Below are 25,096 nucleotides of genomic sequence, written 5' to 3' on the forward strand. Positions count from 1 at the left end.
CGTTTTCCGCATACGGCGGGAAGAATGATTCAGCATAAAGAAACGTGAATGATGTCGATGCGCGCCCGCAAATTCTTTGAGCCATTCAGGTCAATTTGGCACAATCGCGAGCTTTATCGTCGCGTCTTGCTGCGAGACATCCAGTCTTCTTTCCGCGGCAGCGCGCTGGGCCTCGCCTGGATCGTCGTTATTCCACTTGTGCTTGTTGCCATTTACACTTTCGTTTTTGGCGTGGTTCTCAATTCGACTTGGATCGCCGCTACCGGCTCACCCTTCGAGGTGCCGTTGATTTTCTTCACCGGTTTAACCGTGTTCGGCTTCTTCATGGAAATCATCGGTCGCGCGCCCAACTATATTCGCGACAACCGGATCTATGTGACGAAGATCATATTTCCGCTCGATATACTGGGCTGGGTTCTCGTCGGAACGGCCTTTTTCAAGCTCTGCGTCAACCTGCTGCTTTTGCTTGGTTTCTTGGTCTTCGTGACAGGCAGGATCCCTTCGGGGATGCTCCTGCTTCCGTTCCTGCTGGTGCCCTTCGTGTTGCTGACCCTGGGCATAGCCTGGATCCTCGCTGCCATCGGCGCCTTCGTTCGAGATTTGTCGCATGTCCTGCAGGCGCTTGGGCCCATCATCATGTTTCTCAGCCCGGTCTTCTATTCGGTGCAGCAGGTGCCGGAAATGTTCCAGACCCCATACTTCCTGAACCCGTTGACCTATGTGCTTGAGAGTCTGAGAAACCTTCTCTTTTTCGGGCAAGCATTCTCAATTCACTCCTACATCATATACTGTGGTGCAGCGGCAGTGGTCTTCCTCGCCGGCTTTTCCTTCTTTCAAAAGCTGCGGCCGGGATTTGCCGATGTCATCTGAGCCCTACATCAGAGCCTCTGGCCTCGGTAAGCGATTCAGGCTCTATGACCGTTCATGGCACTATTTTTCCAACCTCGCCTTCGGCACAAGCTTCGGTCGCGAATATCGGGCACTGGCCGAGGTAAACCTTGACCTGAGACCTGGAGACTGCCTTGGCATCGTCGGCCGCAACGGGGCGGGTAAGTCGACCCTTCTTGAACTGATCTGCGGCATTCTCACGCCAAGCGAAGGGACGATCGAAACGAGAGGACGAATTGCAGCGCTCCTGCAGTTGGGCGCCGGTTTCAACCCCGATTTCACCGGACGCGAGAATGTCTTCCTAGCAGCATCGCTTTATGGTTTGTCCGGCGCGGAGGTTGCGGAACGGTTCTCGGCAATCGAGACATTCGCGGGCATCGGCTCTTTCATCGAGCGGCCGGTCCGCGAATATTCGAGCGGTATGTATGCAAGGCTCGCGTTTTCCGTCTGCGCCCATGTCGATGCCGATATTTTCGTCGTGGACGAGGCGCTCGGCGTGGGTGACGTCAAGTTCCAGCAGCAGTCGATGAAATTGCTGCGGGGTTTTCGCCGAAAAGGCATCGTGCTGTTCGTTTCTCACGATGAACACGCTGTCGCTGCATTGTGCAATCGGGCGATCTGGATAGATGCAGGCCGCATCGTGGCCTCGGGCGCGACGAAAGAGGTTCTCTATCGCTATCGCCGCGATATCTCTCAGCGAACGGGGGAAGACCGCAGTTTCATCGGATCGGATGAAACGATCAAGCTTTCGGAAGCGTTCGGCCCTGATCTCTCAACGCTTCCGGCACCGCCTTTCGACCCCAATGATGTGCCACCGGTCGATCAGCAAGGCGTGATCGATAAGGTTGCCCTTCAGCTTGCGGATGGGTCGCAGCTGCGCTCGGTAGAAGGAGGGGAACATCTCAGCCTCAGGGTTGCGTGCCGCTCATGCGCCCCGATCGACCTGCCGCATCTGATCTTCGTCCTGCGCGATCCGATGGGCCAGATCGTTTTCGCGGGCGATAGCCGTGCGGCCGGCGTGGACCCGATAAATGGCATGCAACCTGGCGACCACATCGATTGCAAATTCGATTTCATGCTCCCTTATCTCCCCACGGGCAGCTATCCGATAGAGGTTTTCTTTCTTTCCAGCGCGGACGAGTGCATCGCCTGTCATGACCACATCGAGATCGCAGCCGTGATCGAGGTGCTGTCCAACCACGTCTCCAGCGGGATCGCCAATCTCAGGATGGAGCGAACGCTGCTTATCGTTGAGCCGGAGAGCGCCTGTGGTGACGGGTAAGACACTGATCGAGGTCAGCGGTGTCGGAAAGAGATATCGCGAGGGCGCGAGCGCCATGAAGATCTTGGCGGGCCTCTTGGGCGTCGGAGCTGAGAAGCAAGGACGGTGGGTGCTCCAGGATGTCAGCTTTTCGATCAATAGCGGCGAAGCGCTGGGCGTCATCGGCCGCAATGGTGCAGGAAAGTCGACGTTGTTGCAGATCATGTGCGGCACACTGACGCCCAGCTGCGGATCGGTCGCGTCCTCCGGACGTGTCGCGGCAATGCTCGAACTCGGGGCGGGATTCAATCCGGAATTTACGGGGCGGGAGAACGTGTTCCTGAGCGCATCGCTCTATGGTTTGAGCGATCGCCAGATAAAGGCCCGATTTCGCCAGGTCGCGGCCTTCGCCGATATAGGGGAATTCATGGACCGGCCCGTCAGTGAATACTCCAGCGGAATGTACGCACGTTTGGCCTTCGCCGTATGCGCGCATGTCGATGCGGACGTTTTGATCATCGACGAGATTTTAGGGGTCGGGGATGCCGCCTTCCAGCTGAAGTGCCGCCGCTTTCTCGACTCTTTCCTTCAACATGGAGCGATCGTGTTTGTCTCCCACGACGAACACGCTGTTTTATCATTGTGCAACCGTGCGATCTGGCTCGAACATGGCCGCCCCATGGCACAGGGAGCGCCCAAGGATGTTCTGCGCCAATATCGACAGGCGCACGACGTCAACTTTGGTGCAGTCGAGAAAGCCGTAGGCAGTGCGGCCCCTGCGGTGGACCCCGCCCGCTTCGACTTTTGCGGGCAGGGGACGAACCCGGTTACCGTCTCCGGTTTTCTGACCGAGGCTCCCTGGCACGGTCACGGCGGCGTAATCATTGAGGACGTCTATATGTCCGACCGGGAGGGAGCGAGGCTCGAGCGGTTGCAGGGCGGGCAGATTGTCGCCTTGCACATGAAGGGAAGGGCGGAGCGTCAGATTTCGCGGCCCATCGCGGGCTTTATCTTCCGCAATGCATTGGGCCAGAACCTGTTTGGCGACAACACCTTCCTTCAATACCAGCATGAACCCCGAGAAATGGCCGCAGGGGCGTCGTTTCATGCGGCACTTGAGTTTCGTCTGCCTTGCCTTCCGCTTGGAACCTATACAATCGCGCCGTCGCTCATCGACGGCACGCAGAAGAGCCATATCCAGCTTTGCTGGATTGAGGAGGCGCTCGTGCTGACCGTTCACGAGTCGCCGGTGAGCCTCGGATTGGTAGGCGTTCCTATGCGGGTGACGGCAGCGCTGCGGAGCGACCGTTCGCATGATCTGGCCCATGTTGCGCACCCTGCGCAAACGCGTTAACGGCTCAAGTACACTCGATCGCTTCCCAGTCGGCGAAGCGTGCCAAGCATTCATCAGAGGGCTTCGATGATCAGGTTAGCCATTGTGGGGGTTGGCAACTGCGCCAGTTCCCTGGTTCAGGGAATAGCATACTGCCGGACCCACGGAGCTGATGCTGCGGGCGTACCATTTCCCGATCTCTGCGGCTATTCTCCGGCAGATGTCGAAGTGGTGGCCGCCTTCGACATCGACAGGCGCAAGGTGGGCCTGCCGCTGGCAGAAGCCATATTTGCTGCACCCAACAACACCCAGCGCTTTTTTCGCGAGGTCCCCGATAATGATGTTACGGTCGCTGCGGGGCCGGCGCTCGACGGCGTGTCCGCCATGATGCGCAATAGCGAGGCTGAGGCGAGTTTTCAGCCGATCGTGGAGCGGCCGATCACGGTCGCCGACATCGCAGCGGTGTTGAAGCAGGCACAGGCGCAAGTGGTTATCAGCTTCCTGCCGGTCGGCTCGGAACTTGCGAGTGAATTCTACGCGCAATGCGCGATCGAGGCAGGCGCTGCCTTTGTCAACGGCATCCCCGTATTTCTGGCGAGCAGGCAGAGCTGGGCGCGTCGTTTTGAGGCGGCTGGGCTGCCGGTTCTCGGCGACGATTTCAAGGCGCAGATCGGCGCGACGATCGTACATCGTGCATTGGCAAATCTTTTCAAGATTCGAGGCGCCGAACTCGATCGCAGCTATCAACTCAATGTTGGCGGCAATACCGACTTCATGAACATGATGGATATGGATAGGCTTACCAGTAAGCGCATCTCAAAGACGGAGGCTGTGCAGAGCGCAGTCAAGGCGCGGCTCGACGACAACAATGTGCGCATCGGGCCGTCCGATTACGTGCCATGGCTGATGGATCAGAAGGTCGCCTACATCCGGCTCGAAGGCCGTCTGTTCGGCGGTGTCGCAACCAATGTGGAACTGAGGCTGTCGGTCGAGGATTCCCCGAATGCTGCGGCCATGGCCCTCATCGCCATCCGGTGCGCCAGGATTGCGCTCGACCGTGGGGTGGCGGGGGCAATCCCGGACGTATGTGCGTTTCTTTTCAAGCATCCGCCTGTGCAGATGGACGATCAAACTGCAGCCGAGAAGCTGACGGCGTTTGCTTCTCAAGGCAAGGGCAGTTGATTTTCACGGACTGAAGCAGCATGACCGCCCTTACCGCCGAACGGCTTCATATGCGCTACTCGCACCAGTCCGTGGTGAATGATATCAGCATGACGATCCATGGGGGCGAGTTCGTCGGCCTGTTTGGTCCCTCCGGTTCCGGCAAAAGCACAATCTTCAAAATGATCATCGGCGCGAGCAGGCCTACTGCCGGCCGCGTCCTGCTGGATGGGCGGGATCTGACCGACGTCCCGATCGATGCCCGCGCCCGTCTGGGACTGGGCTATGTGCCGCAAAATCCGCAGCTTTTCAGCAGTCTGACAGTTGAGCAGAACATTGCCATTGCTGTGGAGGCGAACGAGGCGGATCGCGGCCGCCGCGAAACTTCAGTTGATTCGCTTTGCAGAATGTTTGATCTCGGACCGCTCAGATATACGCGGGTGGCGGCGTTGTCCGGAGGCGAGCGCAGGCGTTGCGAAATCGCGTTCGCGCTTGCGGTTCGCCCCCGCTTTCTCTTGCTTGACGAACCCCTGACCGGTCTCGATCCTATCGCTTCCGATGAGATCCTGCATATGCTGACGACGTTCGTGTCGCAAGGCATCGGCATCCTGCTGACGGAACACAAGGTCCGCAGCGCACTGTTCGTGGTAGATCGGTCCTACGTCGTGAACCGGGGCAACGTCATCGCCGAAGGCACGGCGCAGAAAATAATCGAAAACGAAAGCGTGCGAAGATCCTTTCTCGGCACCGACTTTCCGCTATAGTAGCCAATGCAGCAGGGCGATTGCAGTGACTATGCCACGGCAGGCTGTCTGTGAACGGCCCTTACAAAATTCACGTGTCAAGTGAACTGGACGCCGGCGTGTGATCCCCATCGGTTATCTTCTAAGATCGACGCTGGAAATCACCGGATACTATATTCTGGTGACAGCTCTTTTATGCTTGATCTACCTGATCGAGAAGTTCGCCGCGCTGGTCGCGATAGCCGTGGACTACGACATCAGTCTCGATACCTTCTTTTCCTTGATGCTGTTCACTTTGCCGACCATGGTCGATCTCGCCTTGCCGCTCGCTTGTCTCGGTGCAATCTACTTCTGGCTGCTGAATGCCCGCGAAAAACGTGAAATGCTTATCTTTGCAAGCACCGGGGTGGGCCCCGCCCTTATCGGCCTCACAGTGCTTCTCGCTACGACGGGCGCCGTTCTTCTTTCTCTGCTTTTTGCGGGCTTCATCAAGCCTGCGGCCAATTACAGCTTCCGCTCCACTCAACAGTCCGCAGAAAACCAGGTCCTGTCAAAAGGCATTCCCGGTGGCGCCTTTTATTCGCAGGAGGGCAAGGTTCTCTATGCACGGTCGCTCGACAACACGCCATTGCGGGAGATCCGCCTGTTTGGCTTCTCCGGTGACAGACTTGACCGCGTGATCTTCTCCAACTGCGCCTCCATCCAGGTGAAGGAAGGCTCCGTCAACGCCGAGCTTTGCAAGGCGCATATCTACATGCTCCAGACCAACGCCTCAGCACCTTTAGCTGAGCCGCGCATGGTCAAGGTCGACGCTGGGCCGTCCCGATACCAATTCAGCATGGAATCTGTTTTTAGGAAGATCGACGAGGGATATGCTTCGGAGTTGAGCCTTAGCGAACTTGCTCGCCGGGGGTGGATCGAAAGCGGTGAGTATTCGCAAGCTGCCTTCTCGCGGCTCTTGGCGGCTCTGACTTGCCTGGTGGCAGGTGCGGTGGCAGTCGTCTGTGTCGCCTTCACAAGCGCGGCAACCAAGGTCTTCACCTTTCCCATCGCCTGCGCCAGCATTATGGTCGTAGCGATCTTCAACAATACTATCGCTTCCGTCTACGGTCCCCTCGCCAGGGTTCCGTTCTTGTTGGCGGCCGGAGCGATCGGGGCTGCGATTGCCGTGTTCCTGACTATCGGTCTGGTTCACCGAAACCATGATCGTCTCGTCACACCCCAGATGGCGAAGACCTGATGGAGGGCGCGGAAGCAACCGAGAGGGCCGTTGCGAAAGGCCGTTCCCTGAAACGACTTCCCATCATAGGGTCCTATTCCCGCTATATGGTCGGGCGCCATGTCTGGCATATCCAGATTGTTCTCATCGTCTTGGTGTGCATTGCTCTGGCTGTCGACATATCGCCTTGGGTCGGATCGGTTTGGTCCAATGCCGTAGGAAGGGGTGTGATCCCGGCCGTCGCCGCTAGTTTCCGTTTTTCGCTCTATCGTGCACTCGACATCACCGCTCAGGTGTTCCCGATCGCCTGTGTTCTAGGAATGCTATGGACGGAGGCGGTGCATAGCAGCACGGGGCGGCGGCTGATGATCATGACGACCGGAAAGTCTTTCGTCCGCGCCGCAACGCCACTGCTGATCGTTGCACTCGCCGCAACCGTGATCCAGTTCAGCCTCGACAACTATCTCAGACCGTCGGCGGTGATGAAGCTGATTGAGGAAAAACTCGGTTCCTATCACGACTACGTCGATAGAAGCATGCCGAACGGTTCTGTGTGGCTGGCGCTTGGAAGTGACATCCTTCGCGCCAAGATCGATTCAGCTGATCCCGATATCCTCAGGGAGGTCGAACTCTATCACTTTAGCAAGACCGCCCTCCATGCTATCACTGCGGCAGCTGTAGCGCAGCCCGCAGCGGGCGGGAGTGCGTCTTCTTGGGTCCTGCTCGACGGGCGCATGTGGGAGTTCGGCGAGGATACAGGGGGCTCCCTCGCGGCTTTTGCTAGACGCTTCGAACGGCAGGAGATCGAGTTGCCGGTCGATCCTCTTTGGCTGAGTTACCGTCAGCTCGAGCCAAAATATCTACCTGCCGCTGTCCTCGGTGCGCTTGCTAAGTCTGCGGATATCCCGTCCGATCAACATAATTATGCAGCCTGGCAGCAACTAAGAAAGGCTCAGGCTTTCGTCCCCGGAATGCTTGGCTTGTTGGCTGCCGCAGTCTGCTATGTCGTCAGTGCCCGGTTTTCGCTCGCCATTGCGGCAATGGCGTCACTTGCCCTTGGCTACCTCGGATTCGCAGCGATGCGACTCATGACTGTGATTGCCGAACATGCCATTTTGCCATCCCACATAGCCGCCTGGGCCCTTCCGACCATCCTGCTGATCTGTTGTGCCGCCGCCTTCTGGCAGCTGGCAAAACCGGATCGTGCCTTCCCCAGGAAAATCTTGAACAAGATCAAGCCTCAACCCGCTTTGCCGTAAGACTGGGTACAGGTGGGTCGGACGAATGGAGCAGGATAGGAGGGGATGAGCAGAGGAGGTGTCGCTTCAACTGCTCTGCACTTTCTTCCCAAGTCAGCCATTTCATCAGCCTGGAATCCGGGATCCGGTTTCGCTGTTTCAGCTGCAACCAGGCCCTGATCGTCTCGCTGAGCCTTGTGGCATCGGAATCGGCATCAAAGTAGAAGGCATGATCGCCTGCGACTTCCCGGAAGACGGGTATGTCTCTGGCAATGATGGGCAATCCCTTTGACGCCGCCTCGATCAAGGGCAGGCCGAAACCTTCGCCGTGGCTGGCGGCGATAAGGCATGTGGAAGAGGCGTAGATCTGATCGAGATACTCATCGGACGCGTCCTCGATCCATGTCAAACGCCGATCTCTCTCTGGATGTTTCCGCAGTCTTCTGATCAACGCTTCCAGCATCCAGCCCGCCTTTCCGACGACGACCAACTGCTCCTTGCCGCCACCGGCCCAAATGCGTTCGAAGGCCGCCAGTATGTCCGAATGACCTTTGCGCGGCTCCACCGTACCCACCATCAGAAAGGAAGGGGCCCGGCGCAGCCGCTGGAGAACGCGATAGGCATTGCGCGGCAGGCCTTTGCTGGGGCTGGAGGCAACCAGGTCCGCGCCGTGATGGGAGTGGCAGATCACAAGCTCGCCAGTCCCGCGGCCGCCATTCTGCGCATGCCATGCTGCAAGCTCGAGTGCGACGGTGCTGGAAACGCAAATGGCACGGTCAGCCTCCGCCACGACCTCAAGCCAGGCGTGATGGGTGACCGCGGCATGTGCGGGAAAGAATTGCGGAAACTTTAGGGGGAGGAGGTCGTGGACCATGAAATTCACGCTGACGCCATGGTCACGCAAGGCGCGGTAGGTCAAGCGATTGCGGATCACCGCCTGGTGCTCGAGATCCGGCATGAAATAGACGTCGCCACTTCGAACTTCGATCGGCTCGTCCTGAAGCTTCCTTGCCGGAATCCCCAAAAGATTGCTGGTAAAGCTTCTGGCGTAGCGAAAACCCTTGCCGCTCGCGTAGACCGGCTCTACTCGAAAGCCTTCCGGCGGCCGCGTGAGCAGGGCGTTCAAGAGCGCACGTACAGCACGCTCAATTCCTGTCTTGATATCTCTCCTGGCGACGGCAGTTATGTCGATGAACAGCTGCCGCTTAGCAAGGGCCGGCTGAACAGAGAGCGCCGCGCAGGCCGCGATCGCTTCGCCGGCGTCTTTTTCCGCTGGCGGGACGATGGCCGCGAGGCTTGACGCAAGCCTCGGCAAGCGATTACGCGGTCGGCTTGTGAAAGCCTCGATCGCATCGCGGTACATCGCTGAAATCGAGGCTGGCGCGTGGTTCATGCGGACGTGTCTGGAGGCACTTGCCGCAATCCTCACTCTGAATGCTTTGTCCGCCCGCATCTTCTCCAGTGCCTCGATGAGTTCCCGATCGTCAAAGGCATCCGGCAGCATGTAAACGGCATCATCCGGCAGCTCGCGCATGCTCCCATGTGCATTGACGATCAGCGGCACGCCGGAATTCATGCAATCGAGGACCGTCCCCGAGGTCTCTCCGCGCGACAGCGCCCGCAGCTGGATCGCCAGATCGGATGCAGCCAGGTACTTGCGAAACGTCTCTTCGTCGACCCAGCCGGTCATCCGCACAGGTACCCTGCAGTTCCCGGCTTCGATCGTCTCCAGGATGCGGCGGCCGTAATATCCGCCCTCATTGGCGCCGACGAAGATCAAGGTGTTGTTTTCGTCGGTCGACAGGCTCGATGCCAGCCATGCATCGAGAAGCCGGTGATTGAGCTTTGTCGGCCCAATGCCGCCAAAGCTGCAGGCGACGAATGCCGACGCGGCGAGATCAAGCTCCCGTCTTGCCGCTGCCCGCTCCGGGATGGCCGCCGGAGCCCGTAGATGCGGGATAACCTCGATCTTGCGTTCCGCATCCGGTCCAAACCAGGCGCCGGCCAGGGCCCTGGAGGATTGCGCATGAACGATCACGCCGCTTGCGCGCTCCAACACGCTGCCGCTGCAAGGGTAGCGCCAGATGACATCCGTGGGGTTTTTCTCGAAGTGCCGTTCTTTCGCTGCTGCATAGCCGTGCGATGAATAGAGTTCGCGCGTCCACAGGCCCCGGGCATACTCGGAGGAGTCCATATGTGAGACGACGCCAGACAGAAAGAAATCATGCAGGACCACGACGCCCGGATGTTCGTCGAGCAACGCGAACATGTGCTGGTGAAACCGAGAGTTACCGAAGTGATAGAGAATCCGGTCGTAGCGCGCGGCATTGTCCGCGAAGTATTTCAGATTGCGGATCGAACAGTGTTGGTTGATCCATGGATCGACGACCTGCGCCTGGTCGACGACCACATCGATGTCATAGTGTGCCGAAAGCGCTGGTACCAGCTCCGCGCAGTAGAAGCTGATGCCGCTTTGCTCGGGCGGCAGTGGCGTTACGAGTGCGAGGGTCGGTTTCGCTTGTTCCCCGGGCTCAGCTGCGTCACGTTTGAGAACCGCCAATTCCTTGACGATCCACGGCAGGGCGGCATCGTCTGTCGGGAGCGATACAATCCTGCGGCGCTCAATGCGGGCTGAGCAGGCGAGCGCGTTCACATCCGCATCTTGCGAGGCGAAAACCACGGAGGCTCCCGAAAGCGATCTCCTGGCGGTCTGGCTTGCCGGGAGGGAAGTGCAACGGCTGTGCAAATAGACCGCAGTTGGAATGTCTGCGAGACGATCGGCGCTGAAGACGATGTCGTCGGCACTTCCATCGAGCGGGAGAGGCACGAAAACGAGATCAGCGTCGAGGCCTGCCAGGAAGCCCTCGCGGATCAACTGGGCGACGGAAAGCTGCCACGCGTGCGGCGCCCATCCGGAGCGAACGTGTTTGACAGAGTACCAGAGGCGAATGCCGGCGCGTGAAAACAAGGGGTCGAACTTCGCCCTGATCTCGGGGATCCGGTCCGGCATCAAGCCACTTAGAGCCAGGAGAACTTCGTGCTGCGCCCAAGCCGAAGCAAGCCCTCCTATCAGCTCTTCTAACGCCTTGCGAGCGGCTTCATCAATCTTCGCCGACTGCAGCGCCTGTCCATCGATCACAATGCGCATTATTCTCTGCCGGCTTTTTCCATGGGTAGCATCTCTGCGTGAATGCGTCTCGCGCGCGGCGACAGGAGCGGCATCAGAACCGGCTTGTCTGCGGGATGGAGAAGGCGATCCGTACCATCCACCAGCTGCTCAGTAAGCTGTCGCAGAAATACCTCCTTCTCCAGTCCGGCGGGGATCGGCTCGAGGATTTCGACGATGATCCTCCCGGGATGCCGCAGCCAGGACTTGTTCTGCCAATAGAGCCCGGAGTTGTGGGCCACGGGCACGCAAGGGAGCTCGAGCCGGCCATAGAGTGCGCAGACACCTCGGCGCAAAGGGGGCATATCGGCCGTGCCGCTTCTCGTTCCGGACGGGAAGATCAGGATGCTTCTGCCGGCCCTCGCCTGACGCCTGGCCTCCTCAAAAGACAGTTTCACCGCCTGAACATCGCCGGAGCGATGGGCGGGGATATGGGCGTTTTTCTTAACGATGGCACCAACAAGCGGATAGCGAAGGATTTCCTCCTTTATGAGGATGGCTGGATTGTCGAAAATCACTTGGAAAAACAGGTTCTCCCAGGTCGACTGATGCGCTGCCGCAATCAGGACCGGCCCCGCGGGCATGTTTGGCGCCCCCATGACTTCGAAGGTCAGGCCGCAAATATGCTTCAGGAGGAACAGGATGCTGTGAAGATAGGCCTTCACGACCGGCCAGCCCACCCGCAGAGGCAAGACGATCAAGGGCGTTGCCAACAGGAACGCAACCGACAGCAGCATCGCTGCCATGTAAAAGATGATGTTTCTGAAAAGCAGCAGGAGACGATCGGGCACGGTCCATTATTCCGAAAGGGAAGGCATCTGTGTTTCGAACCGATTTCAATCTGTCAATGACTTCGTTTTCAAGTGCATCGGACGGTGCAACGGGACGGGCGGCATATTGCGTGAATGCAACGGGAATAGTAATGGCTAAATAATAGAGTTTGCAGGAAAGATGATGACTGAATCGGATATTGGTACCACGTCGGACCTGATGCAGGAGGTAATCGACATCGTTGCAGCAGAGGCGATGATCGATCGCGACAAGCTCTCGGCCACGGCGCGCCTTGACGAACTAGATATCCAATCCGCCGACTACGTCATGATCCTAATGGCAGTGGAAGAGCGATTCGGCGTCTACATCTCCATCGACAGCGGGTTCACCGAGGCCGAAACGGTCGGTGATCTCGTTCGTGCCGTTGCGGCGAAAATCGCCGAAGGGTCCGGAGCTGGCGCGTGAACCGTGTCGTCGTGACGGGCATGGGCGCGGTGTCCGCATGCGGGCTCGGCGTCGACCGACTCTGGGAGGCGGCAAAGAATGGAATATCGGGCGTCTCGCCTGTGAATTTCCTCCCGTCGGAGCGCCAACTTGTCAGGCAGGCTGCAACTCTGTCCGACGAGGTCGTCGAGGACGTGTGGAAGGGTGCCAAGCCTCGCATGCAGGATCGCGTCACTGCCATCGCCTTGGCGGCGGCGCAGGAGGCGGTGACGCAGTCCGCTCTTGCTGCCGATGATTTTGGCGCCGATTGCGGCGTCGTCGTGGGTTCGGGCTTTGGCGGCGCGGAAACGACCACCAGAAACATGACGGATTTCATCCGCGATCCGGGGGGGCGGCTGGATCCGATGAGCATTCCGAAGATCATGACGAATTCACCGGCGTCCTGGATTAGCATGCATTTCGGGACTCGCGGCGCGACGATGTGCATATCGACTGCCTGTGCATCGGCCACCCAGTCGATCGGCATTGCGGCGCAGATGATACGCCAGGGCATGCTCAGCCGCTGCATAGCCGGCGGCAGCGAGGCCTTGATCGTGCCGAGCGTATTTCGAGCGTGGGAACTACTGAGGGTGATGACGGCGGGCAAGTGTCGTCCCTTCTCCGCAGACCGGGACGGCATGGTGCTGGGCGAGGGGGCTGGGATCGTCGTGCTGGAATCGCTTCGTTCCGCCACGGACCGCGGTGCCGAAATACTGGCCGAAGTCGCCGGCTACGGTTCGACCAGCGATGCCAGCGACCTGTTGAGGCCCGACCCGCGAGGCGCGCACGACAGCATGGTGGCGGCGATAAGGGATGCGGCCCTCGACACGTCCGACATCGCCTATGTGAACGCCCACGGCACCGGCACGGTGGCCAACGAGGTTTCCGAAAGCGAAGCATTGCGGAACCTGTTTGGAAACCGGCTCGGCGACGTCCTCGTGTCTTCCACCAAGCCTATCCATGGCCATGCGCTGGGTGCTGCCGGCGCCATAGAGTTTATCGTCACGGTGAAGGCGTTGCGCGAGCGGCTTGCGCCTCCGACAATCAACTTTACGAGCATTGACCCGAAGCTTGGCATAGACCCTGTGGCCAATATAGCCCGGGCATTTGATGGCGCGGCCGATGCCTGCCTTTCAAATTCCTTTGCCTTTGGCGGCATAAATGCCTCGCTACTGGTAAAACGTTTCGCCGCCCCGGTTTGAGCGCAATGATCCCCATAGCGCCTCGTCGCGCGCGAATCGACGAAGATGCGGCGCGCAGCATGTCCATTGTCTTGGCCCAGACAATCGGATTGGACGTCTCAGGGGTTTCGGCAACAATACCCTTCATCTATCCCTTGCGTATTGTCGCCGAGACGGCTTCCGCGCAGATCCGGCACCATGTCGACGTGACCAACGGCCAGATCGCCATTCATGAGTCGCAGTCGATCAGATGCGAGCGCGTCCTCGTGGCCGCCGACGACCTGACGGCCGCAGGGGAACTCAAGGCCGATGACGCCATGGTGAGCATCTCCTTGAACGCCGAAACGGTTGGAGGCGGACCGGCATTCTCTTCGGCTACGAGGCTTCGGGTGGTGCCTGCGGCGGCATTGATCGGCGAGACTGCCACGGCCAAGATACGCCCGACCGTAAACGCCGTCGCACCAGTTATTGTGTCGCAACGGGTGACATCCGATCTCGTCTTGGCCTATGCGCAGGCCGCAGGCGACTTTAACCCCCTACACACCGACATACAGTTCGTCCGTTCCCTTGAAATACCGGAACGTGTCGTGCCTGGAATGCTGCTGGCCGGGTTGGCTGAGCCGGTAGTTGCGCATCTTGGCTTGGGACATTTGCTGGAGCTCAGGACCCGTTTTCTGGCGCCGTGTTTCGTCGGCGAACGCATCAGCATCACGGTTTTGGACGTGCAAGCCATTCCGCAGGCCACGCGTAGGCTCCGCATTGCCATTGCACTGCATGAAGGACCTCTCGTCTGCATCAGTGATGTTAGCTTGAGGGATGACTAGGCCTTGGAGCGCCTTGCGATCTGCGCCCCGCTCTTGTTGTTAAGGTAGATGATGGCCCCCAACAGTGCGACGGCGACGGTTGTCGTCAGAATGCTCGGCAAAATTGCTGTCATTGCTCCGTTGATCTTGACGTTGTGAAAGATGGCATAGCCAAACAGCAACGGCACCGTGATGCCGATCAAAGGTATCCGTCCAAAAAGCTGGATAAAGTTGAACTTTACGCCGTCGCGCCCGAGTAATCTGACCGTGACGCCGAAGAAAAGCCCGAAAAAATTGATCACGGCAAGGATCAGGACTGAGGCCAGGACGAAGCAGAAAGCGATAAGCCAGAGCGTCGGGTGACGACGTCTGGAGAGATTGGCAGGCGCCTGCTCACCGAAAGACTCAAACATTAGAGATATCATGTAGCTATCACTTTTATCGCTGAGCGCCTCACTGCACTAGCTCTTACCAGTGACCAGCAAACGCATTCAAGGTGATTTCGTCGTTCTGGCCCGACTTGTTTATCCCGCTGGTCAGCGAGGCGCGTAGCGAACTTGGTGTCTCAAGGGGTAGTTCATCGGCGACGACCACCAGACGCGGTATACCGGCCCGTGCGAGATGACCCGATATCCAGACATCGTCAACCCAGCGCGCCTCGGCAGGTGCGTCGGAAAAATCGTGGACGTCTTCTCCCGGCGCACCCGGCGGCAGCAGATAGCCCCAAGTTCCGAAAAGCACGTCCACCGGCGTGGGCGTATCTACGCCCGTCGCGAATATATGGAGAAGGTCAGGAAAGCGCACGCCTTGTGCAAGCTGAACGCCGCGGAACCCCAAGGCAGCTCCGGGAGCAAGGCGATGGGCTGCAAGCAGCGTTTCGATGAACCGGTGGGGATAGATGACGTCATCGTCGACCACAATCAGGACAGAGCCGGCCTCCAGCTTGAGTGTCGGGAGCAGTTTCGTGGCGGGCCCTTCATCGTCGCAGCGAACCACATCGATGCCTGCTGGCAAATTCATCGTTTCCAGCTTGGGATATGGTTCACCGCGTCGAGTTGCCCGTGGAAGTGCAAGTACGATCCGGTCCGCCGGCTCTGACTGATCGAGAAGACCGCGCAGCACGGCCGCGAGCGTCTTTGCGCGAGCGGGGACGGTCGTCAGCGTCACCACGACGCGCTCGTTTCGGGGCGTGGGTGGTTTCCGGCGCGGCTGCCGCAGGTGAAGCCTTGCGGCCCGCCAGATTGTCGTCGCCAGCGTGGCGGGGCCGATATTTCTGAACCGAGATATGGCTCGCTGGGCTTCGATGGTAAACCGGTTGCTGGTGTGAGCATCCATGTTACGAGACCTGGCGGAAGCATCCGCCGAACCCTGCCTTGGTCAGCGTGGAATCGAGATAAGAAGCGGGAAACGGATTTGGCCAGCGATCGCGCTCGATCCATCGACGAGCGATGGATCGGCGCGCCGGGGACGATTTCCAGCTGCCGAAGAAGTGATGGCGCGCGTGAATATTGGCATTCAGTGGCCAGATATCCGGGTAATGCCGCGGCGGCATCAACACGATCTGTGCAAGAGCTGCGATGTCGGTGCGGGGCTTCTCAAAGAAAAGCCTGGTCAGCATGTGCGGTCCCGTCAGGTCCTCGATCTCGGATCGGTCGATCCTCGGTCGCATGCGCACTAACTCGATCGATCTTTCGATTGCCTCCCAGAGAAACGAGTGGCCGCTCTCGGCCGCGAAGATACAATTGGCGATCTGAAGGGGCTTTGGATAGGAGAGTTCTCTTTGCCGTCTCGATGAAACATGCGCCTCGATCGAGAAAATAGCCGGAGCGATCGACAATAATGGCTGCATCGGTCGAACGCATTCCATATCTATATCGGCATAAATGCCGCCGTCGCGGTAGATCACGGCATAACGGAAGAAATCTGCGCGCATGACGGGATATGGAAAGCTGAGGTAGTCGTCCAGAAACTGCGGTGCGACCTCGGCCACCACCTCGGTGCACTCGTCGTCGTCAAATAGGCTGTGGACGAAATCGGGGTTGTTTCCTGTCCAGCTCTGCTGCAGCCTTCGCGCCTCCGAAGGCAGGCTCTTCGAGCGCCATGTCTGGCTAACGCGCTGGGGTATCAAGATTAACGTCCTGCAAGGGCTAGAGATTGGCAATTGCCGTCATCTTGCACGAATTTGCCGCAAGGCAAAGCATCGGAGTTTGAACAGCCTTGCCAATCCAGCCTGTACAAGTCTAGAAACAGGATAAGGTTAAGGGGGACGCCTTTTCCCGTATAACATCAACTCCAATGCGGGCGTCGGGTCTTGGCGCTGCCGAGAACGCTCGATAATGTTCGATGCCTTCCAACGTTTGATCATGGCAGACGCTGCCACCACGCGCTTCCTGATCATTTTCATTGGCTTCATGACTGCTATCTATGCGGCGAACGCCGTCTACGTTCTGGTTGGGCCGAAGCCGGAACCCAAGAAGAGTAGAGGCGAGAGCCCTGGTCCATCCACGATCCAGCGTACTGCCAAAACCGCTATCAGCCGCTTCGCCGGCTGGGTCGCATCGCAAAGCATTACGCCGAACCAGATCACCCTCGTCGGTCTCGTGCTGGTCTTCATGAACTGTGCGCTGTTTGCCTATCACAAGAACACCTTCCTGTTTGGCACCAGCCTCATCGTCGCCTATCTCTTTGACACCCTGGATGGCGTGGTTGCACGTGCCCAGGGGACGTCGACACGCTTCGGTGGTTATCTGGATGCGGTCGTCGATCGCTACCAGGAGATTGCAACCTACCTGGTTATCGGCTGGGTCCTCGATCAATGGCTGGTGGCTTTCCTGGTCATTACGGGATCAATGCTTACCAGCTATAACAAAGCCCGCGCCGCCATCGAGATTCCGGTCGATAACAAGGGTTGGCCGGATCTTTTGGCCAAGCCAGCTCGATTGTTTTTCCTTTGTCTCGCACTTATCGGCGATGCAAATCTACCATGGCTTTTGCCAGGCATGCTTTGGGCGCTGGCCTTCATGACACATTTCACCGCCCTGCAGCGCATCATTCGGGCCTATCTGCTCATCCGACAAGCCGAAACCCTCGGCAGCCTCGAGCGTGAGGGCTGAGCGATGGCGGAGGTAGCAGCGCCATACGCACCGGTAAAGCCTTCCTTTTCCGCGATGGTCTCGGCGCCACATCAGATGCTGGCCATGGTGTTTGGCTTCGGCCTTTTCCGTGTGTGGCCGGGGACATGGGGCACCCTTGCCGGAATAGGCCTATTCGTCGCGTTACAACCGATCCCGCTTGCCGCCCGGGTGTTTGTCTATGTGGTGCTCATCGTCGCCAGCGCCTGGGCCTGTCAGAAAACCGGCGAGGATCTGAGTTCCCCCGACCATAATGCGATGGTCATAGACGAGACGCTCGGCATGAGCCTAACCCTCGAATTCGTCGCCCCTGGAATGGCGATCGGAGCTGTCTCGTTCTTGCTTTTCCGTTTCTTCGACGCCTACAAGCCGTGGCCCATCGATTTCGTCGACCGGAAATGGAAAGGCGGATTTTTTGTCATTCTCGATGATCTTCTCGCCGCGCTGTACACGATCCTCGCGGTTCGCTTTCTCGTTGCACCGCTTCTTGCTTGATCGACATGGAAGCGCGTGAGGGTTCGTCCAAGGAAATAGAAGTATACCTTTCGGTCGATGTAGAACCGGACTGCCCGCCCTATCTGTGGACCTGGCGCGGCATCGAGGAAGGGATGCCGAAGCTGATCGACCTGTTCACGGAGGAGAAAGTGCTTGCAACTTTCTTTGTTACCGGGGACACGGCCTCTCGCTATCCGCAGATGGTAGAATGCCTTGTCGAGAACGGGCACGAGATCGGCTGCCATGGCTTTAGCCATCATCCGTTCAGAACCTTCGATGAGGAGCGCGCAATGTTTGAGGTGGCCTACACGAATTCGCTGCTGCGCAAGTTCGCTCCGGTCACGTCCTTTCGCGCACCTTACCTCCAGCTGCCTGAAAGGTTTCTCCCCTTGCTAGCGGCAGATGGCATCAGGACTGACTCTTCGCGCGCCAAGTACAAATTCTGCGACAAACCGAATACGTCTGCACCGACCGTGCAGCGTCTTCCCGTTTCCGCGACGTCAAGTATCCTACGATTGCCGTCCTTCGTACGAGACCCATTGTTGAGGTGGTTGCGGAGCCCTGTTGTTTTATTCGTGCATCCTTGGGAATTCGTTGATCTGACGCGACATCCGATCCGCGTCGATTGTCGATTTCGGACGGGAGATCCTGCGCTTCGGGATCTTCGCGATGTTATCCGTGTTTTGCGGGATGCCGGGGCGGCTTTTCGGCTGGTGCAAGACTTCAGGGAGGCGAAGGGGAACTGAACCCGTGACTCTCGCGGTAAAGCGCGATGTGTTCCGCCGCCAGCGCCTGCCAATCGTAACGGGCGAGACCAGGATCGGCCATGGCAAGCTTTTGCAGCCTCTGCGGGTCTGCCGCGAGCGCCGTAATCTCGCCTGCTAACTCCATGTCGTTCTTTACAAGAATCCCCGAAACTCCGCTATGAACAAAGTCCGCGATGCCGGTCCCTTCCATGGCAAGCACCGGTAGGCCGGCTGCTCTTGCTTCCAGTGCGGCGATGCAAAACGCTTCCTTGAGAGACGGCATCACAAAAAGAGAGCTTTCTGCGTAAAGCGATCTCAGCTCCTCGCGCGAAAGCCACCCCGCCAAAAGGATCCGGTCCTGAAGTCCTGTTTTTGCGATACGCTGCTCAAGTCGAGCGCGCAGCGGCCCATCTCCGGCGATCGTCAGCGTAAGGTCGATACGTCTGCTGGAAGCTTCCGCGGCACTTTCAGCGAAGGCATCGACGAGTGCGATGCACCGCTTGCGCGGCTGTAGTCGCAAGGCCGAAACAAGCCGCAGTTGCCCCCCGCCCTGCGCGCGCCGCAGTCCTTCAGCGTGCCAGAGGCCGTGCTCGAAGCCGTTCGGTAGAACCCGCACTGGGACTTTCGGCATCGCTGTGCGTATCTGGCCGGCGACGAGATTACTGACCGCGGAGAGAATTAATCTGCCCTTGCACCAGCCGGTCGCTCGCTCGATGACAGACAGCAGGAGCGGAAGCTTCCGCATGACCGAGTGAAAGGTGACCACGATCGGCAAGTCGAGGAACCGTGCCGCCGGCACGGCCGCAAGGCACAAGGGTGCGACGATGCTGGGATGAATGTGAATGGTATCATACCTACCCTCAGCAAAACTGTCTCGGAGCTTTCCGACCAGTTGTGGCGACGCCGCAAGCTCGACTATGGGTAGTCTGAAGCAATCGATGCGGTCTATCGGCACTCCGTCGATCTCAGGCGGACCAGGAAAGCTTGTTACGATCACGGGCTCGATGCCCTGTTGCTGCAAGTTCTTGGCCAGGGCAAGGAGATGCATCTCGATCCCGCCTTGGCGGGGCAGACACCAATCGCTGACCAAGGCAACTCGTTTTGGCCCAGAGCGGGTTAAATCATGCTGACGGTTGGGGTGAGGGCGCTGCTGTAGGATGACTAGCACCTGAACTGAGGGTGAACGTGTTATAAGGCCGCCTTCCACCCCGTCAAGAGTAGGTATGCTTTGCGTTTTCGGGAAATTGCCGTCAGCAACACCCCTTGCCGATTCGAAAGCTGCGACGTGACGAGGTCGTCGCTTTCTTCAGCGCATTTGCCGCCGCCTTGCCTGATCGGAATCGAAGCATGCGCGAGTGGACACCACTAGACCCTGGTACTCTAGGGGGCTGGGTCACGAGGTTCGGCTGATGCCGGCGTCTTACGTCCAACCATTCGTTAAGCGAGGACGACGGGCTGATCTGCATGGCGACAGCCAGTATGCTAGAGGAGCTGGAGTATGACTTCTCTAAAGCGGGCTCGGTGGAAGAGGCACTCCCGATCCTGGAGCGAGAGGAGGTCGATATTGTTGTGACCGATCTTGGACTTCCTGGGATGTCAGGCGAGGATTGCTGTCGGGACGTGCGTCGACGCTGGCCGCAGATTGGGTTGGTTCTCGCGACAGGAGCAGCCCCTGGCCTCGTGCTGGAAGATGCGTCACGCACAGCTTTGTTGACGAAACGCCATGGGGTGGAGCAACTAAGGGCGGCGCTGAAAGCTGTGCTGAACCATTAGCTCAGGCGGCGTGAGGTGCGAACATTGCTCAACGTTGATCAAGTTGCCGTTCGTCTAAAGAAAATTCACCACCAGTCAGGATCGGGATGTCCATCCCGGCGGGTGCAGCAACCTGCACTTGCCAACCCGGTTAACGGATGGCACTGCAGCGTCGCTGCGAGCTTACAAAACAACATGAGGATGCTGCCGTGGGAGCGGAGATTTGGTCAACGCTGGTCAGTGAGTTCTCGGATGTTCCAGACGTGTCTACCATTACACGCATCACGGTGCGCCTGGCACTTGCGGCGGTGCTCGGCGGGATCCTTGGATACGAGCGCGAACTGAAGGGAAGAAGCGCAGGCGTCCGGACGCACATGCTGGTGGCCGTCGGTGCAGCACTTTTCGTACTAGGTCCTTTGCAAAGCGGCATGGAGATCGGAGATCTGTCCCGCGTGCTGCAGGGCATTGTGCAAGGAATCGGCTTCCTCGGTGCGGGCGCGATCATGGTTCGTGCAGCGCGGCGGGAGGTCGAGGGTTTGACGACGGCAGCGAACATTTGGGCGACGGCCGGGATCGGAGTGATAGCGGGTCTGGGATTGGAAGCGACCGCCGTCCTGTCAACCTTCGTGGTCTTGATCATTCTCGCGGCAGTACCCGCTATGCTTCCAAAGCTGTCCGCGAAGAAATCAGGCCCGAACGAGTCTGATCCAAGTTGAGCAGATACATCGTCCCGATATCGCACTCCGTCAGCTACGACCTAGAAGCCGGATTAGGTGCTTCGAAGGCAAATGCCTCCCGCTTCACCATTTAATGGTCGCCTGTGACATCTCCGGGGGAGGGATGCTTTAGTCCTTCAGAACGCCCATGACTATGAGTCCTGCCGCAGTCACGAGGGCGCCGAGGATGACCGCTGGAGCAGCCCACCCGTGCCCCAGAAGCCCCTCGAGTACGATAACGAAGCTGGGCGTCAGATATCCATAACCAAGGACTTTGGCAGCCGGTAGACGCATGGACGCGTACTGAAGCAGTAGGAAGGTAAAGGCGGTCGTCACGATGGAAAGGTAGGCAAGGGTGGCCCACACCGACAGTGGCAGCGCTCTAAACTCCAGCGAGACCAGTTCGCGTGCACCCGTCGGCACCAGCCATGGCACCGTGAACACGATGATCCAGAAACCGAACAATACGGGGTTCTCCCCCCGGGACAGTTTTCTCAGCAGCGGCACGTAGGCTGCATGGCCGATCACACCAGCCAGAAAAATCAGTTCGCCACGCCCGATGTCGAACGAAAGCAGTGCCTGTACGTCGGCGCGAAATATGACCCAGATGGCACCAAGACCTGCCGTGACAAGGGCAACCAGGACGTCCGGTCGAGTCCGTTGGCCGATGAACATCAGCGCAAACCCTGCGCTGATCAGCGGCATGAGGGTGAAGACTGCTCCTGTCTGGACCGGGCTGGTGAACTCCAGCGCGATGAACATCGTGAGCATGTACGTTGCAATGAGACCGCCGAGAACCGCGTATCTCCAGATGGCTTGAGGCAGCGCGAACGGAACCCTCATGATCCAGAACGTCAGAACGCCCATCACTGCCACCGTCATGAGGTAGCGCATCAATGTCAGCGGCCCGGCGTCCAGATGTTGCGCCGCCATGCCGCCAAACGAGAATGATCCCGCGATGAGTGCGGCGAACAACAGCATGGCGAGATGAGCAAGCAGCTTCTCACGTCCTTGAGCATGGACGCTGGAGAGCGCAGGAGCGGGGGAGGGACCGGGCGGGGGCATGACCTGAGCAGATACCAGACGAACGCTTGCGGATAAATGCCCGAGCACGCGTTGTCGTGGAATGATAACGAGGGAGGCGCACAGGGAGTCTCACAACGGAAATGATTTCCTCTTCGCGCCCCCGCATTTCCGAGCTGAAAGTCGGCTTCTCGAAATCCCACCGCGGAAGCGGACAGTCCGCTCTCGGCTCCAAAAACTAGCCCTTCCGCAAAATAGAAGCTGACCGCTCAAGTAGTTTTTAGCGAGTACAGAGGCTGAACGACGGGGTAAGAGGTTCGAATCCCATCACCCGCTGGATGTCAGACCGACCTGCTAGAGATGCTCAAGCTGCCAGGAAATGAACATATCGCCCAGCCCACTTGCGTTGATCGACATTGGCAGGCGTGATGCGGTCGAGTTAGGTTGACTCGGCGATGATTGCCGAGGCCACCTGATATTCTGCGGCGTGCCGAGGGGGCGAGATGCAAAAGCACGAGTCTCAACGACTTTTGGCACGAGATAAAATTCGGTGCGGGCAGGTCAACAGCGGCAGCGTTGCTAGGCATGCCGTGCGCGGCATCTTTCCACTTCACCCGAAAATTTGAACGAGGAGGCACCGAAGCGCACTCGTCAATGTTGAAGCTCCACATCCTCTCGTCCACGACGATGTGAGCCTTGCCACTGTCCTGTCGCGATCAGCTGTGTCAGCGTAGTCTTCACCGTCTGTGCCAGCTCATTCGTCAACCAGGAGCCCCGCATTTCACGGCGCCGGACCATGGCGAACACGCTGATCAAAGGCGGGCGATCAAGAAAGTACGCCTGCAGTTCTCCCCTCTCGACCTCCTGCTGGACGCTTGCGTAGGTGGTGACTGTAAAGCCTTGTCCGTAGCGGATGAGCGCCTTGATCAGCGTGATGCTGTCGACCTCGCTGCGGATTTGCAGACGCACGCCGAATTGCTTTGCCGCGTTATCTAGCATGCGCCTGTTCGCGTGAGGCAAGGCCGGCATGATCAGGGGGATATCGGCGAGATCACCGACGGAAATCGACTTCTTGATCGGTGGCAGGTTGCCGTGCGCCGTTTTTCCCGGTCCGATCAGAACTGTCTGCTCATAAGAAATGGGCTCGATATCAAGCTCCGGCAGCGACACGGGATTGTGCAGGACGGCTAGGTCGATCCGCCGGTCAAGGACCCATTCATGCAGTGATGGACTGCTCCCTTCCAGCAGTCGAAGCGAGATTTGCGGCCAAACCTTCAGGTAGTGATCGACGATAGGTGGGGCGAGTGCCGCACCTGCCATCGGCGGTAAGCCAAGCACGACGTTACCGACCGCCATGTTCTCGGTTCCAGATATGTAGTCTCGGGTGTCGTCGGCCATGCGCAAAAGCGCCTCGGCCCGTTCCATCAACATGAACCCGGCTTTGGTCACTTGCACCCCCCGGCCGCTGCGTTCAAGCAGTTGCGCGCCGAGCTGCTGCTCGAGCTTCTGAAGCTGGCGCGTAATGGCCGGCTGGGCGATGTGAAGTTCCTCCGCCGCAGCCGAAATGCTACGTGCACGGACCACCGCCACAAAATATCTCAGCGCGCGCAAGTCCATCGGCATCCTCCAAACAAGCCATACCGAAATGTTCATAGACTGTCTTTGGGTTCGCAGAAAGCACCTCTCGCTGCGGACGTCAAAAAGGTGGCCTGATATAGCCGGTATATCGGCACGTAAGCGATAATCATGCTTGCGTCTATTCCGGAGATGGTGATGGCCTCCGCACGAGAAGCGTTAGGAAACTGACCTGATCCATGCCGAAACGGTATGGATCAGTATAGAAACTCGGTATTTGCGTCGCGTCCTCAGCTTGGGCATTTTTCAGCTATCCGGGGGAGGCCGGACGCAAAGGAGGATTTTCAATGAAGTTAACAAAGCTAACGGCCATGGCCTCTGCCATGGTGCTCTGGGCGGCCGCAGCCAATGCGGAAACCTACACCTACATCACCTATAAGCCGCAAGGCGCCAATGATGCGCACGCAAACAGCCTGCAATGGCTGGTGGATGAGTTCAAGAAGCGAACCGGCGGAAAGCATGAGATCCAGATGTTCTGGGGCGGCTCGGTTGCTGCGGTGGGTGAAACTCCCGACGCATTGGCAAGCGGTGTAGGTGATATGGGGGACATCGTCACACCCTATTTTCCCGATCAGTTCCCGCTGAATAACGCGATTGGGTTCTTCATTCCGCAGCCGCTTGATAGTGCCGGGGTCGCCGAGGCAATGGTCAACTGGCATGCCACCTATCCGCAGTTCGCCGAGGAACTAGCGCAGGACAACCTGCATGCCTTCAGTTTTCGGGCCTTGGAAAACTATGGACTTCTGTGCAAAGAGCCGGTCGATTCCCTTGACGATCTGAAAGGCAAGCGCATTCGCTCATACGGTTTCGCCTATCCGGCTCTGATCGAGGCAATGGGTGCGACGCCCGTCTCCATTACAACCTCGGATACCTACGAAGCTCTGGAGCGCTCGATTGTCGACTGCGCACCTATTGGTCCCGCGCTGGCCCGTGGCTTCAAGTATGACGAGGTTGCCAAGTACTACATCGAGATCCCCTTCGGGGCGTCTTTCGGCCATCTGCTGACTATCAATCTCGATACCTACAAAGGAATGGATGAGGAGACCCGGGCAACGCTCGATCAGCTGGGTAAGGACTATATGGTCGAATACGGCCGTATGCTCGCAGATGACGAGAAACGCGTCCGCGATCTCTGGAATGGCGACCTTGGCGTCACGGTCACGCCGTTCCCGGCCGAACATTTGAAGCCGATCCTCGAAGATCCGAAGGTGAAGGCCGTTCGCGAAGAGTGGCAGGCCAAGGCTGAGGCAGCAGGACTTCCGGTCGACAAGATTGTTTCCGACCTTCAGTTCTGAGCGATAGCTGGGACCGCGGCTGGCCGCGGTCCCGCATTTTGTCGAATAGGACAAGT

The 25,096-nt window shown here is 58.5% G+C and carries 24 protein-coding genes and 1 pseudogene; 17 read left to right on the top strand and 8 right to left on the bottom strand.

Annotated elements, in window-relative coordinates; genetic code table 11:
- Positions 1 to 48: 48 nt before the first annotated feature.
- The 7 genes from NT26_RS02785 (at position 49) to NT26_RS02815 (ending at position 7,864) form a co-directional block, all read left to right on the top strand.
- Complete coding sequence (locus tag NT26_RS02785) at positions 49 to 870, top strand: ABC transporter permease (RefSeq protein WP_052637256.1); 822 nt, start codon at positions 49 to 51, stop codon at positions 868 to 870.
- Positions 860 to 2,170: an ABC transporter ATP-binding protein gene (locus NT26_RS02790; protein WP_052637257.1), complete on the top strand. Its 1,311-nt coding sequence runs from the start codon at positions 860 to 862 to the stop codon at positions 2,168 to 2,170. The genes NT26_RS02785 and NT26_RS02790 overlap by 11 nt, the downstream gene beginning before the upstream one ends.
- The gene (locus tag NT26_RS02795; protein ID WP_210166041.1) at positions 2,160 to 3,503 is read left to right on the top strand and encodes an ABC transporter ATP-binding protein; all 1,344 of its coding nucleotides are present in this window, start codon (positions 2,160 to 2,162) and stop codon (positions 3,501 to 3,503) included. The genes NT26_RS02790 and NT26_RS02795 overlap by 11 nt, the downstream gene beginning before the upstream one ends.
- Positions 3,504 to 3,713: 210 nt before the next feature.
- Positions 3,714 to 4,664, top strand: a complete 951-nt coding sequence (locus NT26_RS02800; RefSeq protein ID WP_244467659.1) for an inositol-3-phosphate synthase — start codon at positions 3,714 to 3,716, stop codon at positions 4,662 to 4,664.
- A 20-nt stretch (positions 4,665 to 4,684) separates the two neighbouring features.
- The gene (gene lptB / locus NT26_RS02805) at positions 4,685 to 5,407 is read left to right on the top strand and encodes an LPS export ABC transporter ATP-binding protein (RefSeq protein ID WP_052637260.1); all 723 of its coding nucleotides are present in this window, start codon (positions 4,685 to 4,687) and stop codon (positions 5,405 to 5,407) included.
- A 100-nt stretch (positions 5,408 to 5,507) separates the two neighbouring features.
- Positions 5,508 to 6,626 (top strand): LptF/LptG family permease, encoded by a 1,119-nt coding sequence (locus NT26_RS02810; protein WP_052637261.1) that lies wholly within the window; start codon positions 5,508 to 5,510, stop codon positions 6,624 to 6,626.
- An 86-nt stretch (positions 6,627 to 6,712) separates the two neighbouring features.
- On the top strand, positions 6,713 to 7,864 hold the full coding sequence (locus NT26_RS02815) for an LptF/LptG family permease (RefSeq protein ID WP_162197773.1): 1,152 nt from the start codon (positions 6,713 to 6,715) through the stop codon (positions 7,862 to 7,864).
- On the opposite strand, the gene NT26_RS02820 is transcribed toward NT26_RS02815, so the two are convergent.
- Positions 7,839 to 10,991 carry a glycosyltransferase gene (locus tag NT26_RS02820; RefSeq protein ID WP_052637263.1) on the bottom strand — a complete coding sequence of 1,051 codons (3,153 nt, stop codon included), beginning with the start codon at positions 10,989 to 10,991 and terminating at the stop codon, positions 7,839 to 7,841. The genes NT26_RS02815 and NT26_RS02820 overlap by 26 nt on opposite strands.
- Entirely contained in the window at positions 10,991 to 11,800 is an 810-nt protein-coding gene (locus NT26_RS02825; protein WP_052637264.1) for a lysophospholipid acyltransferase family protein, read from the bottom strand. The genes NT26_RS02820 and NT26_RS02825 overlap by 1 nt, the downstream gene beginning before the upstream one ends.
- A 160-nt stretch (positions 11,801 to 11,960) precedes the next feature.
- On the opposite strand from NT26_RS02825, the gene NT26_RS02830 reads away from it, so the two are divergent.
- The 3 genes from NT26_RS02830 to NT26_RS02840 are packed head-to-tail and all read left to right on the top strand — an operon-like array spanning position 11,961 to position 14,268.
- On the top strand, positions 11,961 to 12,245 hold the full coding sequence (locus NT26_RS02830; RefSeq protein ID WP_082077612.1) for an acyl carrier protein: 285 nt from the start codon (positions 11,961 to 11,963) through the stop codon (positions 12,243 to 12,245).
- Positions 12,242 to 13,465: a beta-ketoacyl-[acyl-carrier-protein] synthase family protein gene (locus NT26_RS02835; RefSeq protein WP_052637266.1), complete on the top strand. Its 1,224-nt coding sequence runs from the start codon at positions 12,242 to 12,244 to the stop codon at positions 13,463 to 13,465. Before NT26_RS02830 ends, NT26_RS02835 begins: the two co-directional genes overlap by 4 nt.
- Positions 13,466 to 13,470: 5 nt before the next feature.
- Positions 13,471 to 14,268 carry a MaoC family dehydratase gene (locus tag NT26_RS02840; RefSeq protein ID WP_052637267.1) on the top strand — a complete coding sequence of 266 codons (798 nt, stop codon included), beginning with the start codon at positions 13,471 to 13,473 and terminating at the stop codon, positions 14,266 to 14,268.
- On the opposite strand, the gene NT26_RS02845 is transcribed toward NT26_RS02840, so the two are convergent.
- Genes NT26_RS02845 through NT26_RS02855 form a run of 3 tightly spaced genes read right to left on the bottom strand, consistent with a single transcriptional unit; the run spans position 14,265 to position 16,375 of the window.
- Positions 14,265 to 14,660, bottom strand: coding sequence for a hypothetical protein (locus NT26_RS02845; RefSeq protein WP_052637268.1), 396 nt, complete (start codon positions 14,658 to 14,660; stop codon positions 14,265 to 14,267). The genes NT26_RS02840 and NT26_RS02845 overlap by 4 nt on opposite strands.
- Positions 14,661 to 14,715: 55 nt before the next feature.
- Entirely contained in the window at positions 14,716 to 15,582 is an 867-nt protein-coding gene (locus tag NT26_RS02850; RefSeq protein WP_052637269.1) for a glycosyltransferase family A protein, read from the bottom strand.
- Between the two features lies 1 nt (position 15,583).
- The gene (locus NT26_RS02855; RefSeq protein ID WP_052637270.1) at positions 15,584 to 16,375 is read right to left on the bottom strand and encodes a glycosyltransferase family 32 protein; all 792 of its coding nucleotides are present in this window, start codon (positions 16,373 to 16,375) and stop codon (positions 15,584 to 15,586) included.
- Positions 16,376 to 16,583: 208 nt separating this feature from the next.
- Here NT26_RS02855 and NT26_RS02860 point away from each other — a divergent pair, with 208 nt between their 5' ends.
- Genes NT26_RS02860 through NT26_RS02870 form a run of 3 tightly spaced genes read left to right on the top strand, consistent with a single transcriptional unit; the run spans position 16,584 to position 18,619 of the window.
- Positions 16,584 to 17,360, top strand: coding sequence for a CDP-alcohol phosphatidyltransferase family protein (locus NT26_RS02860; RefSeq protein ID WP_052637271.1), 777 nt, complete (start codon positions 16,584 to 16,586; stop codon positions 17,358 to 17,360).
- Positions 17,361 to 17,363: 3 nt separating this feature from the next.
- On the top strand, positions 17,364 to 17,873 hold the full coding sequence (locus tag NT26_RS02865; RefSeq protein WP_052637272.1) for a phosphatidylglycerophosphatase A family protein: 510 nt from the start codon (positions 17,364 to 17,366) through the stop codon (positions 17,871 to 17,873).
- Between the two features lie 5 nt (positions 17,874 to 17,878).
- Positions 17,879 to 18,619: a polysaccharide deacetylase family protein gene (locus NT26_RS02870; RefSeq protein WP_244467728.1), complete on the top strand. Its 741-nt coding sequence runs from the start codon at positions 17,879 to 17,881 to the stop codon at positions 18,617 to 18,619.
- Here the strand turns inward: NT26_RS02870 and NT26_RS02875 are convergent.
- Positions 18,597 to 19,826 (bottom strand): glycosyltransferase family 4 protein, encoded by a 1,230-nt coding sequence (locus NT26_RS02875; RefSeq protein WP_152338563.1) that lies wholly within the window; start codon positions 19,824 to 19,826, stop codon positions 18,597 to 18,599. The two genes, NT26_RS02870 and NT26_RS02875, sit on opposite strands and share 23 nt — an antisense overlap.
- Before the next feature lie 65 nt (positions 19,827 to 19,891).
- On the opposite strand from NT26_RS02875, the pseudogene NT26_RS22615 reads away from it, so the two are divergent.
- The 3 genes and pseudogenes from NT26_RS22615 to NT26_RS02885 form a co-directional block, all read left to right on the top strand.
- Positions 19,892 to 20,064: pseudogene (locus tag NT26_RS22615) on the top strand (IS110 family transposase); the annotation flags it as partial.
- Between the two features lie 19 nt (positions 20,065 to 20,083).
- On the top strand, positions 20,084 to 20,392 hold the full coding sequence (locus NT26_RS02880) for a response regulator (RefSeq protein WP_082077615.1): 309 nt from the start codon (positions 20,084 to 20,086) through the stop codon (positions 20,390 to 20,392).
- Positions 20,393 to 20,634: 242 nt separating this feature from the next.
- Positions 20,635 to 21,087 carry an MgtC/SapB family protein gene (locus NT26_RS02885; protein ID WP_244467660.1) on the top strand — a complete coding sequence of 151 codons (453 nt, stop codon included), beginning with the start codon at positions 20,635 to 20,637 and terminating at the stop codon, positions 21,085 to 21,087.
- A gap of 129 nt (positions 21,088 to 21,216) precedes the next feature.
- Here the strand turns inward: NT26_RS02885 and NT26_RS02890 are convergent, their stop codons facing one another.
- Positions 21,217 to 22,152: a DMT family transporter gene (locus NT26_RS02890; protein WP_244467661.1), complete on the bottom strand. Its 936-nt coding sequence runs from the start codon at positions 22,150 to 22,152 to the stop codon at positions 21,217 to 21,219.
- Positions 22,153 to 22,761: 609 nt separating this feature from the next.
- Entirely contained in the window at positions 22,762 to 23,727 is a 966-nt protein-coding gene (locus tag NT26_RS02895; RefSeq protein WP_052637278.1) for a LysR family transcriptional regulator, read from the bottom strand.
- A 305-nt stretch (positions 23,728 to 24,032) separates the two neighbouring features.
- Between NT26_RS02895 and dctP the strand changes: the two genes are divergently transcribed.
- A complete protein-coding gene (dctP, locus tag NT26_RS02900; RefSeq protein ID WP_082077617.1) occupies positions 24,033 to 25,040 on the top strand; it encodes a TRAP transporter substrate-binding protein DctP in 1,008 nt (335 codons plus the stop codon).
- Positions 25,041 to 25,096 lie beyond the last annotated feature (56 nt).

The organism is Pseudorhizobium banfieldiae, from assembly GCF_000967425.1.
Classification (GTDB): Bacteria; Pseudomonadota; Alphaproteobacteria; order Rhizobiales; family Rhizobiaceae; genus Neorhizobium; species Neorhizobium banfieldiae.

Excerpts from the sequence above, each read along its gene's own strand:
- NT26_RS02785 (WP_052637256.1), top strand. The coding sequence starts at position 49 with ATGATGTCGATGCGCGCCCGCAAATTCTTTGAGCCATTCAGGTCAATT.
- NT26_RS02790 (WP_052637257.1), top strand. The coding sequence starts at position 860 with ATGTCATCTGAGCCCTACATCAGAGCCTCTGGCCTCGGTAAGCGATTC.
- lptB (WP_052637260.1), top strand. The coding sequence starts at position 4,685 with ATGACCGCCCTTACCGCCGAACGGCTTCATATGCGCTACTCGCACCAG.
- NT26_RS02815 (WP_162197773.1), top strand. The coding sequence starts at position 6,713 with ATGGTCGGGCGCCATGTCTGGCATATCCAGATTGTTCTCATCGTCTTG.
- NT26_RS02820 (WP_052637263.1), bottom strand. The coding sequence starts at position 10,991 with ATGCGCATTGTGATCGATGGACAGGCGCTGCAGTCGGCGAAGATTGAT.
- NT26_RS02830 (WP_082077612.1), top strand. The coding sequence starts at position 11,961 with ATGATGACTGAATCGGATATTGGTACCACGTCGGACCTGATGCAGGAG.
- NT26_RS02840 (WP_052637267.1), top strand. The coding sequence starts at position 13,471 with ATGATCCCCATAGCGCCTCGTCGCGCGCGAATCGACGAAGATGCGGCG.
- NT26_RS02845 (WP_052637268.1), bottom strand. The coding sequence starts at position 14,660 with ATGTTTGAGTCTTTCGGTGAGCAGGCGCCTGCCAATCTCTCCAGACGT.
- NT26_RS02850 (WP_052637269.1), bottom strand. The coding sequence starts at position 15,582 with ATGGATGCTCACACCAGCAACCGGTTTACCATCGAAGCCCAGCGAGCC.
- NT26_RS02860 (WP_052637271.1), top strand. The coding sequence starts at position 16,584 with ATGTTCGATGCCTTCCAACGTTTGATCATGGCAGACGCTGCCACCACG.
- NT26_RS02865 (WP_052637272.1), top strand. The coding sequence starts at position 17,364 with ATGGCGGAGGTAGCAGCGCCATACGCACCGGTAAAGCCTTCCTTTTCC.
- NT26_RS02870 (WP_244467728.1), top strand. The coding sequence starts at position 17,879 with ATGGAAGCGCGTGAGGGTTCGTCCAAGGAAATAGAAGTATACCTTTCG.
- NT26_RS02880 (WP_082077615.1), top strand. The coding sequence starts at position 20,084 with ATGGCGACAGCCAGTATGCTAGAGGAGCTGGAGTATGACTTCTCTAAA.
- NT26_RS02890 (WP_244467661.1), bottom strand. The coding sequence starts at position 22,152 with ATGCCCCCGCCCGGTCCCTCCCCCGCTCCTGCGCTCTCCAGCGTCCAT.
- NT26_RS02895 (WP_052637278.1), bottom strand. The coding sequence starts at position 23,727 with ATGGACTTGCGCGCGCTGAGATATTTTGTGGCGGTGGTCCGTGCACGT.
- dctP (WP_082077617.1), top strand. The coding sequence starts at position 24,033 with ATGAAGTTAACAAAGCTAACGGCCATGGCCTCTGCCATGGTGCTCTGG.